The sequence below is a fragment of the Roseovarius sp. MS2 genome (genome assembly GCF_051447875.1).
Taxonomy (GTDB): Bacteria; Pseudomonadota; Alphaproteobacteria; order Rhodobacterales; family Rhodobacteraceae; genus Roseovarius; species Roseovarius mucosus_A.
Genome location: NZ_JBKHVF010000001.1, coordinates 1,924,806 through 1,940,769, shown reverse-complemented (window position 1 = coordinate 1,940,769; position 15,964 = coordinate 1,924,806). Strand labels below are relative to the sequence as shown.

The 15,964-nt window shown below is 60.1% G+C and carries 15 protein-coding genes and 1 pseudogene; 9 read left to right on the top strand and 7 right to left on the bottom strand.

Translation table 11 applies throughout. The features are described from left to right. Nucleotides 1-80 precede the first annotated feature (80 nt). Both ACLGGT_RS09540 and ACLGGT_RS09535 read right to left on the bottom strand, forming a co-directional pair. Nucleotides 81-1,106, bottom strand: a complete 1,026-nt coding sequence (locus ACLGGT_RS09540) for a hypothetical protein (RefSeq protein ID WP_437195853.1) — start codon at nt 1,104-1,106, stop codon at nt 81-83. A gap of 120 nt (nt 1,107-1,226) precedes the next feature. After that, nucleotides 1,227-2,488, bottom strand: a pseudogene (locus ACLGGT_RS09535) (imelysin family protein). A 634-nt stretch (nt 2,489-3,122) separates the two neighbouring features. Between ACLGGT_RS09535 and ACLGGT_RS09530 the strand changes: the two are divergent. From ACLGGT_RS09530 to ACLGGT_RS09515, 4 genes are read left to right on the top strand one after another with little or no spacing between them, the layout of a single operon-like run. Then, nucleotides 3,123-3,410, top strand: a complete 288-nt coding sequence (locus ACLGGT_RS09530) for a hypothetical protein (RefSeq protein WP_437195851.1) — start codon at nt 3,123-3,125, stop codon at nt 3,408-3,410. A gap of 1 nt (nt 3,411) precedes the next feature. Beyond that, a complete protein-coding gene (locus ACLGGT_RS09525) occupies nt 3,412-4,440 on the top strand; it encodes an iron ABC transporter substrate-binding protein (protein WP_437195850.1) in 1,029 nt (342 codons plus the stop codon). After that, nucleotides 4,413-5,447, top strand: coding sequence for a FecCD family ABC transporter permease (locus ACLGGT_RS09520; RefSeq protein WP_437195848.1), 1,035 nt, complete (start codon nt 4,413-4,415; stop codon nt 5,445-5,447). The genes ACLGGT_RS09525 and ACLGGT_RS09520 overlap by 28 nt, the downstream gene beginning before the upstream one ends. After that, nucleotides 5,447-6,271: an ABC transporter ATP-binding protein gene (locus tag ACLGGT_RS09515; protein ID WP_437195846.1), complete on the top strand. Its 825-nt coding sequence runs from the start codon at nt 5,447-5,449 to the stop codon at nt 6,269-6,271. Before ACLGGT_RS09520 ends, ACLGGT_RS09515 begins: the two co-directional genes overlap by 1 nt. Before the next feature lie 138 nt (nt 6,272-6,409). On the opposite strand, the gene ACLGGT_RS09510 is transcribed toward ACLGGT_RS09515, so the two are convergent. The 4 genes from ACLGGT_RS09510 to ACLGGT_RS09495 all read right to left on the bottom strand — a co-directional run bounded on the left by ACLGGT_RS09510 (nt 6,410) and on the right by ACLGGT_RS09495 (nt 10,102). Further along, nucleotides 6,410-7,792, bottom strand: coding sequence for an inorganic phosphate transporter (locus ACLGGT_RS09510; RefSeq protein WP_437197409.1), 1,383 nt, complete (start codon nt 7,790-7,792; stop codon nt 6,410-6,412). Nucleotides 7,793-7,983: 191 nt separating this feature from the next. Next, on the bottom strand, nt 7,984-8,442 hold the full coding sequence (locus ACLGGT_RS09505; RefSeq protein ID WP_422002954.1) for an NUDIX hydrolase: 459 nt from the start codon (nt 8,440-8,442) through the stop codon (nt 7,984-7,986). 143 nt (nt 8,443-8,585) lie between these two features. Beyond that, nucleotides 8,586-9,419, bottom strand: a complete 834-nt coding sequence (locus ACLGGT_RS09500) for a GNAT family N-acetyltransferase (RefSeq protein ID WP_437195845.1) — start codon at nt 9,417-9,419, stop codon at nt 8,586-8,588. Then, nucleotides 9,416-10,102, bottom strand: coding sequence for a GntR family transcriptional regulator (locus ACLGGT_RS09495; protein WP_422002958.1), 687 nt, complete (start codon nt 10,100-10,102; stop codon nt 9,416-9,418). The genes ACLGGT_RS09500 and ACLGGT_RS09495 overlap by 4 nt, the downstream gene beginning before the upstream one ends. 252 nt (nt 10,103-10,354) lie before the next feature. Between ACLGGT_RS09495 and ACLGGT_RS09490 the strand changes: the two genes are divergently transcribed. The 5 genes from ACLGGT_RS09490 (at nt 10,355) to ACLGGT_RS09470 (ending at nt 15,096) form a co-directional block, all read left to right on the top strand. Then, nucleotides 10,355-11,329 (top strand): ABC transporter ATP-binding protein, encoded by a 975-nt coding sequence (locus tag ACLGGT_RS09490; protein WP_037298111.1) that lies wholly within the window; start codon nt 10,355-10,357, stop codon nt 11,327-11,329. Nucleotides 11,330-11,378: 49 nt separating this feature from the next. Then, nucleotides 11,379-12,650 carry an ABC transporter substrate-binding protein gene (locus ACLGGT_RS09485; RefSeq protein WP_008281527.1) on the top strand — a complete coding sequence of 424 codons (1,272 nt, stop codon included), beginning with the start codon at nt 11,379-11,381 and terminating at the stop codon, nt 12,648-12,650. A 100-nt stretch (nt 12,651-12,750) separates the two neighbouring features. Further along, nucleotides 12,751-13,605 (top strand): ABC transporter permease, encoded by an 855-nt coding sequence (locus tag ACLGGT_RS09480; RefSeq protein WP_437195841.1) that lies wholly within the window; start codon nt 12,751-12,753, stop codon nt 13,603-13,605. A gap of 1 nt (nt 13,606) precedes the next feature. Next, a complete protein-coding gene (locus ACLGGT_RS09475) occupies nt 13,607-14,443 on the top strand; it encodes an ABC transporter permease (RefSeq protein WP_437195839.1) in 837 nt (278 codons plus the stop codon). After that, on the top strand, nt 14,440-15,096 hold the full coding sequence (locus ACLGGT_RS09470) for an aspartate/glutamate racemase family protein (RefSeq protein ID WP_437195837.1): 657 nt from the start codon (nt 14,440-14,442) through the stop codon (nt 15,094-15,096). Before ACLGGT_RS09475 ends, ACLGGT_RS09470 begins: the two co-directional genes overlap by 4 nt. A gap of 153 nt (nt 15,097-15,249) precedes the next feature. Here the strand turns inward: ACLGGT_RS09470 and ACLGGT_RS09465 are convergent, their stop codons facing one another. After that, a complete protein-coding gene (locus ACLGGT_RS09465; RefSeq protein ID WP_437195836.1) occupies nt 15,250-15,906 on the bottom strand; it encodes a hypothetical protein in 657 nt (218 codons plus the stop codon). Nucleotides 15,907-15,964: the final 58 nt, after the last annotated feature.

Genomic DNA, 15,964 nt, shown 5'->3' with positions numbered 1-15,964 from the left:
ATACTCGCTATGACGATTATAGGCAGGAATGTGTGGTATGTTTTTGGCGTAGACACGGGCATGACGCTTTCAAGTGGTTCTCAGAATTCGTAGGCGAGCAGCGCGCCTATGGTATGGGTCTCGTCGCCGCCCTCATCGCCATAGCGATAGGCCAGTGCGCCACTTAGCCCCTCAAGGATCTCAATTTCGCCAGAGAGCGTGGCCAGGTGATCCTTTGGCAGCGTCTCGACATCACGCATCGCATAGACCGCCGAAAGCGTGACGGGGCCAACAAGCGCCTCAGCCCCAAATGTGGCGAAGGTCGCGCTGTCGGCGGTGCCGTCGAAGTGATCAAAATAGGCCAGTTCGGCAAGCAGTTTCACAGGCAAAGAGCCGGTTACGAATTCATGGCTGATACCGCCCACGATCCCGGTCTGATCTTCTGCGTCGACGACGCCGCGCGCCTGAGATTGCAGGCCGAGGTTGTACCCGGTCGCGCCAAAGGCACCCGTGAGCGAGATCGCAACAGACTCCGGTGCGCTGGTATTCGACACGCCACCGTCGCTCCGGTTTGTCCGCCCGCGATTTTCGCCCAGCGACTCGCTGAGGATGCTCCGATCCGCGTTAAAGAACGACAGGCTCAGCGCATGTTCGCCCTGTCCTGCCGCAAAAGGGATCACAAGGCCCGCACCGAGCTTCTCGGTGAGTTGGTAGTCTTCAGCGAAATCAACGCCATAGATACCCGGCGCTGCATCCCACGCCAGGCCAAAAGCGGGGTTGAACTTGCCTAGCACCACCTGCGCCGCGCCAAAATCATGCGCGAAGTAAAGCTCTTCGGCATAAAGGCCATGGTCTTCGAGGAAGCTGTCCGAGGTCGGGGCGGTGATTTGTTCGAGAACCAGCGTGCTGTTGATCGAGGTCCGCGACGTGAAAGCGAACGAAAGCGCGCCCTCAATGGTGGCGAACGTATTGTTTATCTCGCCGCCGGGCGCAGAGGAATCGACGGTAAAATCGGTTTGCAACTCGACCGAGAATTCGGCGGAGAACGGCGAGTTCGCATCCTGAGACTGGGCTGCGGTCGCACCAAGCGCAGCACAGGCGGCAAGCGTTACAGATAGGGTTTTCATCACTGTTCCTTGGTTTTTGTGAATGACGTCAACACACGTCATTGCGCTTGATATGTGATAACATACCAGTCTACAAGCTGGGGTTTGTGTCCACCGCCTGAAGCGGTGAACAAAGATGTGTTACTGAAACACGGCCGAGGGATCGTCGAGGCTGTCAGAGCCCTCTATTTCAATCCCACCAAGGTCAAGCGCGGCGATCACCCGCTCGATCGACCGGGTTTGGGCGATCAACCCCTCGACCCCCCCATGATCAAGGCCTCGCCGCCCGCATTCCCGCGTTCAAGCATCTCGTCATATGCAAATCCCGCTTCAGCCGATGTCTTGATCCGTCCCAGTGCAAGAACCGCATCAGCGAGCCGCGCGCGCATCTCGACATCAAGCGTTGGGGCAATCTCAGCAACGAGACCGGAGAGGGAGGGGCCAGACACGCTCGTGCCATCAGTGCGGGTATAGCTCCCGAGATAGACGTTCCGGATCCCCACCCCGTTATAGAAATGATCGTTGTGGGTATTGTCGGCGAAGCAGGAATGTTCTTCTTCGGGATCGTTGAGCATCAGACCAAGCCGCATGCGTTCGCCCGCCGTCTCACCGTAAGAGAGGCTTCCCATCCCGGTCAGGATTGCGGCAAGGCCAGCCCGCTCATCCGCCATCAGGGCCGCGCGCGCCGCGCCACCGTCGGCCCATTGCGTTGTCATCCAATCCAGATCGCCGACCAAAAGCTTGGTCGCCGCCGCCAGATACTCGGCCCGACGGTCGCAATTGCCGCCGGTGCAGTCCGCACCTTGCGCATAATCAGTCCAGGGCCGATCCCCCGCGCCGTCGCCATGCCCGTTCAGGTCCTGCCCCCAAAGCAGGAATTCGATCGCGTGATAGCCAGTGGCGACATTCGCCTCGACCCCGTCGGCCTCGTGAAGGGTCTCCTTGAGGAGAGCCGGGGTGATCTCGGTCGCGTCGATCTCTTGACCCGAAAGCGTGAAGACCGGATTAGCGATCACGTTGAGCGCGGCCAACTGGTTTTGGTCTGTCGCGCCGCCATAGGCCCCGTCGACATAGTCGATCAGCCCCTCATCCAGCGGCCAAGCGTTCACGCGACCCTCCCAGTCGTCCACAATCGCATTCCCAAAGCGGAACACCTCTGATTGCTGGTAGGGCACGCGCGCTGCAAGCCAAGCTGCGCGGGCGGCCTGAAGGGTCGCGGCTGATGGGGATTGGATCAGCGCGGCTACCGCCGTCTGCAGCGCCTGCGCGGCAGTCAGGCTGTCGGTGTAGTTGGCTGCTGCAATATCAGCGTAGGTGTCAAGCACGTCACCGGGTGTCTGTGCCAGAGCTGTGCCGCCCAGCGCGGCAATCACAGCCGTCGTAGTAAGGAGGTTTCGGATCATCGTTCATTGTCCCTTCTTTTCGTTTGTATTCACCGGACGCGGAGGGCGAGAATGTTGCGCCCCTTTCGCATCCAGCGAGCCTTTCACGTCGAAACCCCGACCGATGACCCCGTCAGGCCGTCAGGCGTGTTCAGGTAAAGCGCAATCCCTCATGCGGCCGTCAGAGGGACACGTTGAGCCTTGGTCGCTATCCTGACTGATTTTATCAGAAACTGCAATATCAGAGTTTTTCAGTCATCTACTTACCTTTGTGCGCCCGGCATCGGAAAATCTCTATGATGGCATCGGTCAACACGGCTGCATTGGGCTGGGGCCAAATCGGCCTTTCGTGCAGCAGGTGAAGTAAATCCAGCGTTGCGAAGCGGCGCGTACCGCTGGCGACCCTGTCCAAACCGCAGTGCGATATCTGCGGATACGCGCATTTTTCCTGCGCTTCTTGTCCCCTTCTTTAAGACGCGTGAACTTCAAGGCTATGAAGCGACGATTTTCAGCGCCATTCTGTGCGATAAGCGTGACGCTATGCGGGCGTTGCCCGGAACATCACCGCGTAATGTGCAATGATCGAACGGAACTATGCATGGAACTTTGCCAGACTAAGACATGTATCCAGCGCGCACCGGCATCAGACGCCGCCTTGCGGTTTATTGGCCGTACTCCCACACTGCGGTTCGCGCGTGAAAATGGCCCTCGGTATCGGCGGCACAACCTTGAACCCGAGTGGCACGTGGCCCGCGAGGGGCGAGAGGCCTATGCCAACATCGAGACCCTGTATGGGTTGGACCAATCGGCTGGCGCTGACCATCGCTTGATCGCGCTGAATGATGCGCCGAGGGGGGCGCGGAGACCGGCAGAAGACCTTCTGTCGCCCCAAGGGCTGGCGATGCTTGCCGACAGCGGGTTCGCCACGGGGAACGGAGGCTGACATGCGGTATCTGCTCGTTATCCTCGCGGTGCTGGCGCTGCCCGCCCATGCCCGCAGCGTCACCGACAGCGCGGGCCGCGTGGTCGAGGTGCCGGACACGGTAACCTCTGTCTTCGCGTCCGGGCCACCAGCCTCGGTGCTGGTCTATGTGCTCAAGCCCGAGGCGCTGACCGGCTGGCCCCGTGCGCTGCGCCCCGAGGAACGCGCCTATATCGCAGCACCCTACCGCGACATCCCCGAAACCGGTCGTCTCACCGGGCGCGGCGGCGAAGCGAACTTAGAGCGCGTCTTGCAGATCCAGCCGGACCTGATCGTCGATTTCGGCTCGGTGCGCGACACCTATATCGACCTTGCCGATAGGGTGCAGGAGCAGACCGGCATTCCCTACCTTCTTATCGACGGGCGGTTTGATAACACCCCAGAGGCGCTGCGCATCTTGGGCCACGCTCTTGGAGTGCCTGAGCGTGGAGAGGTGCTGGCACTGGATGTCGAGGCGACATTTGCCCGAATTGACGCAATGTTGGCCAACGTGCCGGAGGAAAACCGCCCGCGCGTCTATCTTGCCCGCGGCCCCGAGGGGCTGGAGACCGGGATGAAAGGCTCGATCAATACCGAGATCATCGAGCGCGCCGGGGGGCGCAACGTAGCAGATGACGGTGGGGCGACGGGGGGTCTGGTGAATGCATCCATGGAACAGCTCATCGTCGCCAATCCCGACACAATCGTGACATGGGACCCGAATTTCTACGCATCGGTGTTTGACGATCCGCTGTGGCAGGGAATCGACGCAGTTCAAAGGGGGCGGGTCTACCTGTCGCCCACGGCACCTTTTGGCTGGATCGACCGGCCTCCGTCGCTCAACCGGATGATGGGGCTGCTTTGGATGGCGAGGCTGCTATATCCTGATCTCTGGCAAGGGGACCTGCGCGAGGATACCCGAGCCTTCTACGCGCTTTATTACAATGTCGATCTTAGCGACGAGGACTTGGAAAGGCTGCTCGAATGGGCCGAAGGACGACCGCCGATGTAAGCCCGCCAAACGCCGGTTTGCTCAAAGGCCTGAGCTTGACCGGCGGGCTGGCTATGGTGCTGGTTCTGCTGGCGTTTGGCGCAGTGATGATCGGCCCCTATGGCCTGACGACAGGCCAAGTTCTGTCAGCGCTTCTCGGACAGGGGGACCAGCAGGCACAGATCGTGGTGTGGAACATCCGCCTGCCGCGCGTGGGGGCGGCGCTGCTGGTCGGCGCGGCCCTTGCCGCCGCCGGGGCGAGCTATCAGGCTTTGTTTCGTAATCCCTTGGTGTCGCCCGATATTCTCGGGGTCTCGGCAGGGGCGGGGCTGGGTGCAGTGGCTGGCATCTTTCTGTCACTCCCGGTGGTGATGATCCAGGCCTCTGCTTTTGTTGGCGGTATGGTGGCGGTGGGCTTGGTCACTCTGGTCGGTTCGTTGGTGCGTGGCACTGACCGGACCTTGACGCTGGTGTTGCTGGGCGTGGTGGTCGGCGCATTGGCGGGGGCCGCCACCTCTTTGCTCAAGGTGATGGCCGATCCCTATGATCAGTTGCCCGCGATCACCTTTTGGTTGCTGGGATCGCTGGCGTCCATCACGACGCGGGATATTGTTCCGGCCCTGCCCGTGGTGCTGGTCGGACTGGTTCCACTGGCCTTGTTGCGGTGGCGGATCAACGTTCTAAGCCTTGGCGACGAAGAGGCCCGCGCATTGGGAATCGAGGCCGGGCGCACACGGTTGATTGTGATCGCGTCGGCGACGCTGATCACGGCAAGCGTCACGGCCTTGGCCGGGGTTGTGGGCTGGGTCGGCCTTGTCATCCCGCATATCGCGAGGATGCTGGTTGGTCCGGGTTTTGGCCGCTTGTTGCCCGCTTCGGCGATGATTGGCGCGGGCTATCTGCTGGTGGTTGACACGCTGGCGCGGACCATAGCGGCGGTCGAAGTTCCGTTGGGCGTGCTGACAGCCGTCATCGGTGCGCCGTTTTTCGTGTGGCTGCTGGCGCGTGGCCGAAGGGGCTGGTTGTAATGCTTGAGGCGCAGGACCTGTCCATCGGCTATGGCAAAAGTCCGGTCGGCACCGGGCTGAACTTGCGGGTGCGAGAGGGCGAAATTCTGTGCCTGCTGGGTCCGAACGGCTGCGGCAAGACAACACTGTTCCGCACGCTTTTGGGGTTGCTGCCCGCGCTTTCCGGCTCCGTCTTGCTGGGGGGCCGCCCGATCACGGCACAGACGCGAGCCGAAATCGCACGGGCCATCGCCTACGTCCCGCAGGCCCATGCGCCGCCCTTTCCGTTCGAGGCGCTGGAAGTGGTGCTGATGGGGCGCACGGCGCGGCTCGGGGCCTTTGCTCAGCCGGGCAAAACCGACCGTGCCGTCGCCGAGGATGCGATGCGACACCTCGGCATCCATGACCTTGCGCATCGAGACTATTCCCAGCTGTCCGGCGGGCAGAGGCAACTGGTTCTGATCGCCCGCGCATTGGCCCAGGAGGCCACGCTGATCGTGATGGATGAGCCGACCGCCAGCCTCGATTTCGGCAACCAAGCGCAGGTACTGGCGCGGATCGGCGCGTTGGCGCAGATCAAAGGCACTGCAAGCCATGGCGTCATCCTGTCGACCCATGACCCCGATCAGGCCTTTGCGCTGAACGCACGCGTTCTGCTGATGCATCGCGGCGGAGTGCTGGCAGAGGGCCCCGCCGCAGAGGTTCTGACAGAGGCCAACCTTACCACCGTCTACGGGCTTCCAATAACGGTCGAAAGCACGCTCTCAGGCCGCAAGGTCTGCTTGCCAAGGCTCGCCGCTCACACGTCCGCAACCATGATGCCAGATGCCATGACGAGCCCCTAGGTGGAATTGGCGGCCTTATGGCCCGGCTCGTCGGCCAAGGCATCTTTGATCATGGCAGCCAAGAAGAGCGCACGGTCCTTTTCGACGTTCCAAAACCCACGGTTTGTGAACAGGATACTCAGGTCATTGTCGCGACCGCTAGGCCGGTAGGCTGTTCAGCGCCAGAAACACCAATGCCGAGACAAGCGCCGCAGCGGGAACCGTGATCACCCAAGCCGCAATAATGGTCATGAAATGCGACCGACGCACCAGTTTGCGCCGACGGCGTTCCTCGGGGGCGATCCGCAATTCTTGGGGCTTTGCCACTTTGTTGTTCCGCAGACGGCGTTCCGCATCCCACTCGCGAAAGAAACCAACGCCAAACACCCCGCCCACGGCGATATGCGTTGAAGAGACGGGCAAGCCCAACCAACTTGCCACGATAACCGTGAACGCCGCCGACAGCGCCACGCAATAGGCGCGCATCGGGTTCAGTTTGGTGATCTGAGAGCCGACCATGCGAATAAGTTTGGGGCCAAACAGGAACAGGCCAAAGGAAATGCCGAACGCGCCGACGATCATGACCCAGAGTGGGATCGACACCTGTTCCGTGACGCTGCCGAACTCTGCCGCATGGACGATGGCCGCCAACGGGCCTACTGCATTGGCTACGTCATTCGCCCCATGGGCAAAGCTCAACAGCGCCGCCGAAATCACGAGAGGTGCGCCAAACAGCACCTTGAGAGACTTGTTGCGATTTTCCAGCCCTTGTGACTGCCGCTTGATCAGTGGGATCGTCACAAGCCATGATATCACTCCCATCATCAGACCGATGGTGACGGCGGTACCGAGGTCGATTTTGACAACGCGCTTTAGCCCTTTCATCGCCAGATAGGTTGCAAACGCCCCAACCATGATCCCGATAAGGATCGGCACCCAGCGACGCGCGGCGGCAATCTTGTCCTCGCGGTAAATGATCCGCGATTTGATCAGCGCAAGGAAGAGCGCTGCAATCACCCCGCCCAGCACCGGAGAGATGACCCAGGACGCGGCAATTGCGCTCATCGTGCTCCAATTGACTGCGGCCAACCCGGCGGCGGCAATCCCGGCCCCCATCACCCCACCGACCACGGAATGCGTGGTCGACACAGGGGCCCCGATCCATGTTGCAAGGTTGATCCAGAGCGCCGCTGAAATCAGCGCCGCCATCATCGCCCAGATGAAAACCTGCGTATCCGCGACGGTCACGGGGTCTATGATGCCACTGGAAATGGTCGAAACCACATCTCCGCCCGCAAGCAACGCCCCTAGCGTTTCGAAAATCGCCGCAATCGTGATGGCACCACCAAGGGTCAGCGCATTGGCACCTACCGCTGGTCCCATATTATTGGCCACATCATTGGCCCCGATGTTGAGTGCCATATAGGCCCCAAACACCGTCGCCGCGATCACCACAAAGTTGATCGGGAATTCACCAAAAAAGACCGCCGCGGCAAGCGCTGTCACGACGATAAAGGCCAGGGCGATGCCAGGCGCCACCATTGGGCGCGCAACATATTGCGTTGCTGTCTCTAGATGGGAAAACCGCTGAAGATCCCTGTCGAGGGTCTCAAGGTGTTTGGCGTCGTTTTGCGTGTCGCTCACAGCTTGCCCCCCGGTAACTGGCTGGATGGGGCATATTCAAGCGCGCGATTGGCATCAACCGGCTTTGTCACAAAATCGAAATAAATTTGTTACATCCTGCGCAGGATATCTTGCAACTCTGGCTCTTGAACCATGCTCGCGGCAGCACCGGGGCTGACCCATGTGAGGCGGCGTTCCGCAGCTTCGGGATAGTCTTCATCCATCTGATCCACCTCAATCGCAAAGACCAGCGTTTCCACCGAGACGGGCAATCCTGTGGACAGCTCTTTTTCGTAGCAATAAAGACCAACCGCCTCTTTGCTCACACATCCAGACCGCACGCCGGCCTCTTCCCAAGCTTCCTGCAATGCCGCGCCGGGGGCATCCTTACCGTCAATTGGCCAGCCTTTCGGGATGACCCAGCGCCCCGTGCCGCGCGAGGTAATGAGCAATACTTCCTTGCGGCCATGCGTTTCTCTGTAGCAGACCGCCGCCACCTGAAGCCGACGGGGACGTTTAAAAAACGCACACACCAAGTCGATCCATGTACCGTAGATCGCTCTTGCCATGATCCTCGCGTCCCCCAAAAAATCCTTTATTCACATATTTATACGAAAAACACCCTGTCAGTGCAAATGCAAGCCTTGGTGGTGTTAGCCGTCGACACTGCCGCATTGGTGGTCTCGCTCAAGTCCACCGGGTTTCGCGCGCCCTAGCCCAGTTCCAGCGTGGCGACGGCATGCAGCGTATCACCATTTTGGGGTGCAGTGCCACGATACATTCGGGCGGTCCCGAACCCTTCGACAAAGCCGTTTCGCCGCAACACCGCGCCAAAGGCGGCACTTCCATCCGGCACGTCAATGATGGTCAGCGGCTCTGCCAATGCCGCCGCCGCCTGCCCCGCGAGATGCAGCGCCGCCATGGCGTCGGGTGCCACTATGGGGCCGATCTTGACCCCCTTGCGGCAGCGCCGCGCCGTGGCAAAGCCCGTAACCTCTGCCGCTTCGCGCAGCAGCACGGTTTTGCGTGTGGCGATATTGTCCACCCATACCCGTAGAAACCGTTGCCGACAAACGCCCGTCGCAGCCCGATCGAGACGGGCAAGTGCCGGGAAATCCTCTGGGCTAGAAAGTGGCAATGTCAGAGCCTGCAGTGGCAAAGTTCCCGTCAGGCGGCGGGTCCGGTCGACCAGCGCAAAGCCAGATTTGGCGTAATTCGCCTCTTGCGCGGGCACACCGTCAAGGCCCAGGGGGCGCGTGCCGGCATGGGCGATGGCATGTTGCCAGAGGGCAAAGCCTATCCCTTGATCGCGAAACGCAGGACGGCAGAGGTAGAGCCCGAGAAAGGCGTGGGCATCAGAATGGTTGACGACGGAAATAGCCGCGACCGGCTGCCCGTCCACTTCGGCCACGAAAAACCCCTCAGGATCAGCGGCATAAAAGGCCGCCGCGTCGTCAATCCCCGGATTCCACCCCTCCTCCGCTGCCCAGTCGAGCATTTGCACGACCTCTGGCAGGGTTGCGGTACGGCACGACAGGTCACTCATCGTTGAAGCGCCTCGCGCAGAGAGGTGGGCGGCTGGGTGACATTGCGCAGATCAAGCGACGCCACAAGATCCAGCAGGTGGCTTTTCATCAGTTGTTCGGCAAGAGCGGCATCGCGGTTGGCAAAGGCATCCAGCAGTGCATGATGCGCCTGCGTTTCGCATAGGGCGGCACGGCGACGCCAATAGAGGGCGATGATCAGCGACGACCGCGAGATGAGTTCGGAAATGAAGGTCTCTATCGTGCTCTGATCTGCAATGCGGGCGATTTCGATATGAAACTGGCCCGACAGGAACAGCGCGCGACCGTTCTCTCCGGCGTCGAGAGCGGCGTGTTCGTCGCAGATATTGGTCCGCAAAAGGGCAAGGTCCATTTCCGTCATGCGGGTCGCTGCGGAATGCGCAGTGCGGGGTTCCAGAAGGGCACGGGCCTCGAACACCTCACGTGCTTCGCGGATCGAAGGTTGCGCGACGAAAGCACCACGATTGCGCTTCAACTCAACCAGATGGCGGTGCGAAAGGGCCAATAGAGCCGCGCGCACTATGGTGCGGCTGATGCCATAGGCATCGCCCAATTCATCTTCGCCAAGTTTGGTGCCGGGGGGCAGGCGATGTTCGTGGATCGCACGTTCAAGGTCTAGGATGACCGCGTCGCTGGTCCAAGTTGTGATCTCGATCTTGGTCATGGGTCCTGCGCCGATTGTTTGCCCCTGAGTATGTCTTTTTCCGATTCGCATGGAAAGGGACAAGTAGAACAGTGGGTTTCGCGATTTGAGACAATATTGTATACAAAAATGTTCTGATTTTTAAGCGCCACCCGTTGCAAGAGGCCCATAAAACGGGCGGCGCCGGTTTTTGCGCCCTCCCGCCAGCGAAAACTCTGCCGCACGCGCAATTCAAAGCGCAGGTTCATTGCAGATGACGGTATGGGGGCCTTGATGCGAACGGGGTATGATCTTGAATTGGTGCACCTGACCAAGCGCTATGGCGATACGGTTGCAGTGCGTGATTTGAATCATGTCTTTGTAAAAGGCAGCTATGTCTGCCTTTTGGGTCCGTCCGGCTGTGGGAAATCATCAACACTGCGCATGATCGCAGGGCATGAGGACGTCAGCGAAGGGGCCATTCTGCTGGATGGGCACGACGTATCGCCGCTTCCTCCCGCGCAGCGCGGTACGGCCATGATGTTTCAGAACTATGCGCTCTTTCCGCATCTGTCGGTGCGCGAGAACGTGGCATTTTCGCTGCGCATGAAAGGGGTGAACAAGGCGACGCGCCACGCCCGCGCCAATGAGCTTCTGGAACTTGTAGACATGCTAAATCTGGCTGACCGTCTACCTGCACAGCTTTCTGGGGGCCAACAACAGCGCGTTGCTTTGGCACGCGCGCTGATCACAGACCCCAAGGTGCTCTTGCTGGATGAGCCGCTGTCAGCGCTTGATCCGTTCCTGCGCGTTCGGATGCGCAGCGAGTTGAAGAAACTGCAGCGCGCGTTGGGCATCACCTTTCTGCACGTCACCCACGGCCAGGATGAGGCGCTCGCGTTAGCAGACGAGATCGTCGTGATGAATGACGCGGTGATCGAACAGGCTGGGCCTGCGCGCGAGGTCTGGGCACGCCCGCGCACCGAGTTCGTGGCGCGGTTTATTGGCGGGCATAACGTGCTCGCACGACCCGGCGGCAAGGTTACCGTGCGCGCCGATGCGGTATCGCTGGGAAAAGACGGCCTGCCCGCTACGGTGATCGCGGTCGAATATCAGGGGGCCTCTGTCAGTGTCACGGCGGCAACCGAAAGCGGCGAAGAGATGCTTGCCCTGCTGCCCGAAGCGCAATTTTTTCAATCTCCGAAATCTCCCGGTGAAGCCGTCAGGCTGAGCTGGGACGAAGGGCGACTCCACCGGCTTGAGGCCTGAGAGCCCACCCCAATTCCCACCAATCCACAGGACAGAGAGGAACAGAACAATGGCAAAACCCAAGGTCGGCTATAGTCGTCGCGCCCTACTCAAGGCCGGGGGCGCAGCATTTGCCGCCTCCGCACTGCCCGCCCCCATGCTCTGGGCGCAGGATACCAAGGACATCGTGCTGCGCCAGTTTGGCACCGGTGTGTCGAACCTCAACGACGTGGCCAACAAGGTTAAAGAGGACCTCGGCTTTACCTTGGAAATGACGGCGCTCGACAGCGATAGCGTCACCCAGCGCGCAGCCACCCAGCCCGATAGCTTTGACATTGCCGATATCGAATACTGGATCTGCAAGAAGGTATGGCCGACCGGCAACCTTCAGGCCATGGATACCGCGCGCATCGCCAATTACGACAAGATCGTCGGCATCTTTCGCTCGGGCAAGCTGACGCCCACGTCGACCATTGCCCAAGGCACCGCGCCGCATTCGGTGGGATTTGTCGACGGCCCCGGCAGCACCAGCTTTGCGAGTGAAGAAACCGGCTGGATGACCCTTATTCCGACGATTTATAATGCCGATACGCTAGGGATCCGCCCAGACTTGATCGGCCGCCCGATCGAAAGCTGGACCGAGCTTTTGAACCCCGAATTCAAGGGCAAAGCGTCGATCCTTGATATTTCGTCCATCGGCATCATGGATATGGCCATGGTCTGCGAGGCTATGGGCGCGGTCGAATATGGCGACAAAGGCAACATGACCCGCGACGAGATAGACAAGACCATGGCGATCTTTACTGAGGCCAAGAAAAACGGACAGTTCCGCGCCTTTTGGAAAAGTTTTGATGAGAGCGTGAACCTGATGGCGAGTGGAGAGGTGGTGATCCAGTCGATGTGGTCACCCGCCATCACCGCAGTCAAATCACGCGGCATCCCTTGCGTGTATCAGCCGCTAAAAGAAGGCTATCGCAGTTGGGGGGGCGGTATCGGCCTGTCCGCATCCCTATCCGGAATGGAGCTGGATGCGGCCTATGACTATATCAACTGGTATCTCTCGGGCTGGGTTGGCGGCTATTTGATGCGGCAGGGCTATTACTCTGCGGTGCCCGAGACCTCCAAAAACTTCATGTCCGAGAACGAATGGGGCTACTGGTTCGAGGGCAAGCCCGCAACGGATGTTATCACCTCGCCCACCGGCGATACCCTTGCGCAGGCCGGAGAGGTGCGTGATGGCGGGTCGTTCAACGAGCGTATGGGCGCTGTGGCCTGCTGGAACGCGGTCATGGACGAAAACCAGTATATGGTGCGCAAGTGGAACGAGTTCATCGCTGCATGACCCGATAGCACGCAGACTGAACGCCATTTAGGGCTGGGGGGCAGGCGCCCCCCAGACCAAGGATCCTGACCAAAGTTCCCAAGCATGAAGAGCGGGTAACATGACGACCAACCGTCATATTCTGGGCTGGTTACAAGCGGCACCTCTGGCTGTGGTGCTGCTCGCGTTTCTGATCGCACCCATTGTGATGATCGTTGTCGTCAGCTTTTGGGGCGCGACCGAGTTTTCGATTTATCCCGCATTCCAGTTCGACAATTACGAGTTTCTGTTTGGCTCGCCCGTGACCTATCAGGTGTTTGGCGCAACACTGAAATATGCGCTGATCACGTGGGCGCTGACGCTCACCATAGGGTTCACAGTTGCCTATTTTCTGGCCTTTCACATTCGCAGCCTGACGATGCAGGTGGCACTCTTTCTGGTCTGCACGATCCCGTTCTGGACATCTAATATCATCCGTATGATTTCCTGGATTCCGTTTTTGGGCCGAAATGGTCTTGCCAATCAGACGTTGATGTCTTGGGGTGTGATCGACGAACCGCTGGAATGGCTGCTCTATTCCGATTTCGCGGTGATCCTTGCCTTTGTGCACCTCTACGCGCTTTTCATGGTGGTTCCGATTTTCAACACCATGATGCGGATCGACAAATCCCTGCTTGAGGCGGCGCGCGACAATGGCGCAAACGGCTTGCAGACTTTGCTATACGTCATCCTGCCGCTCACCAAACCCGGCATAATGATTGGAACCATTTTTGTCGTGACATTGGTGATGGGCGATTTTGTCACCGTTCGGTTCATGTCCGGAAGTCAGAGCGCCAATGTGGGGCGTTTGATTTCCAACGATATTGCCCTGTTGCAATACCCATCCGCAGCCGCGACCGCCGTTGTGCTGCTCTGCACCGTCCTGATCGTGATTGCGATCCTGCTGCGGTTTGTGAACATTCGCAAGGAACTCTGAGATGGAACGCAGGCCGCGCTCGTTTTACGTCTTGGCCGCCTTTTTTGGCCTATTCGTACTGTTTCTCTATGGTCCGATCCTGACCATCAGCATCCTGAGCTTTCAGGGGCCGCAAGGGGGTCTGACCTTTCCCATGAACGGCGCGTCACTGCACTGGTTTCGTGACCTGTTCGAGCAGCAGGCGGTGGGCGACATCTGGGGCGCGTTCCGCCGCAGCTTGGTGCTTGGGCTGGTCGTGATGGTCACGACAGTGGTGGTTTCGGTCATGGCTGGACTGGCCTTTCGCAAGCGGTTTGTCGGATCTGGCCTTTTGTTTTACACCACAGTCACCGCGCTGGTGATCCCGTCGATCCTGATTTCCCTAGGGGTGGGCCTCATCTTTACCCAGTTGGGCCTAAAGATACATTGGGCAACCTCGGGCTTTGGCGCGCAACTGACGTGGACGCTTCCCTTTGGGTTGCTGATCATGTTCGCCGTTTTTAACCGCTTTGACAAAAGCTATGAAGAAGCCGCCCGCGATCAAGGGGCCACCGCGTGGCAGACCCTGCGCTATGTGGTTCTGCCGATCATTGGGCCTTCGCTGATCGGGGTGGCACTCTTTGGCTTTACCCTGAGCTATGATGAGTTCGCCCGCACCCTGCTGACGGCTGGCAGCTACAACACCCTGCCTCTGGAGATCTTTGGGATGACGACGAATGTCACCACGCCGGTGATCTACGCGCTTGGCACACTCACCACGGTTTTTTCCTTTGCAATCATCGCAGCCTTTTTGATGGGCGCGTGGATCATGGGCAAGCGGCGCGCACGTCTTGGTTCGGATGCGGGGCTCGGATTGTGAAGCTTGCCTATATCAACCCCAATGCAACGGTCGGCATGACAACAGGGATCGTCACCGCCGCGCGCAAGGCCTTGCCAGAGGCGGAGATCTTTGGCCTGACCAATACAAGCGGTCCTGTGGCCATTCAGGGCAAGGCGGATGGGGACGCGGCGGTGCCCGGTCTTTTGTCCCTTTTACCCGTCGCACGGGCGCAAGGCGCGCAGGCTATTGTAATCGCCTGTTTCGACGATACAGGCCTCAATGAGGCACGCGCGCGCGCCGGTTGCCCGGTTTTGGGTATCGGACAGGCCAGCTATGTGATGGCGCAATTGCTAGGGCTGCGGTTCTCGGTCATCACGTCTATGGCCATTTCTGTCCCCGTGATCGAAGAGAATATCCGCGAGCAGGGCTTTGCCGGGATTTGCGCCTCTGTGCGGGCAAGCGGCCTGCCGGTGCTGACCATCGACGAGGGCGCGCCAGAGACCATCGACCGCATCGCCGCCGAAATCGAGACCGCCCGCCTTGAAGATGCTGCCACCTGCGCCGTGCTGGGTTGCGCCGGAATGGCCCCGCTGCAAGGGGCGTTGGCGGCACGGACAAGTTTACGCCTGATCGACGGCGTTTCAGCATCTGCCCTGTTGGCCAAGGCGATCGTGTCCGGCTTTGGCCCATAGGCGACCGGAGCGCCCCACCCGCGGATCTGTTCGTCTGGGCAAGTGGCCCATAACCAGCCTTCTGGCCGGGACCGTGACGCCGCAAGACCGTTTCGGTATCGACACCCTTACCCTACCATCACGGACAATAGGTTTTGCCCGCTCGCCCGCGCGCTATTCCACGCGCAGCCGTCCGGACACGCTGCCTTTGGTGACGAGATAGCCTGCCTCGATCAGGGCGCGGACGAACAATGCGTCTTCGTTAAGGCTTATATGCTCGACCATAAGGTCACCTGCATCATCGAAATAGCCGCGCAAAGCGGTGCGGTCTGAGCCTGCCCAAGGATCATCCGTGCCCACGTCGATCAGGCAGGCCTCGGGTTCATCGGTGCGCAGCATCGACAGGGCAAAGCTCTGGCCGAAATCATTGGCATCGAGGTCGGGGATCAGTTGCGTTGCCCAAGGCGTCACACAGTCACGTATTTCGCCCATCTCGTTGGCGACCGGCAGTGACAGCCAGATCGCCCCGGTGCCGCCCCTGACTGCTTGGCGAAAGGAGCGGATGCGGTTGAGGGCGCGCAGCGCCTCAACCTCGCTCACGACGATGGCGTCGCGGGTCATCGACCAGCCCTCAGGTGCCCCGAGGCCCGCCATCGCACCGCGCAGCCAATCCGGAGCGCCGTCGATTTCCGACAGGAATTCCGCAGGGATGTCCAATGGTTCGGCAAGCGGGGTCGCCATGGCCATTTCTCCTGTGCTAGGTCCAAGCGCCGCCGCGCCGATCAGCGCCGCCGCAGCCCAATTTCGGCCTTTGGTTGAGGTTCTCGACATTGTCTAACTCCTTTCCCGGGAGCGGCACAGCCGCCGCTCCTCTCATTCGGCGCTTTGC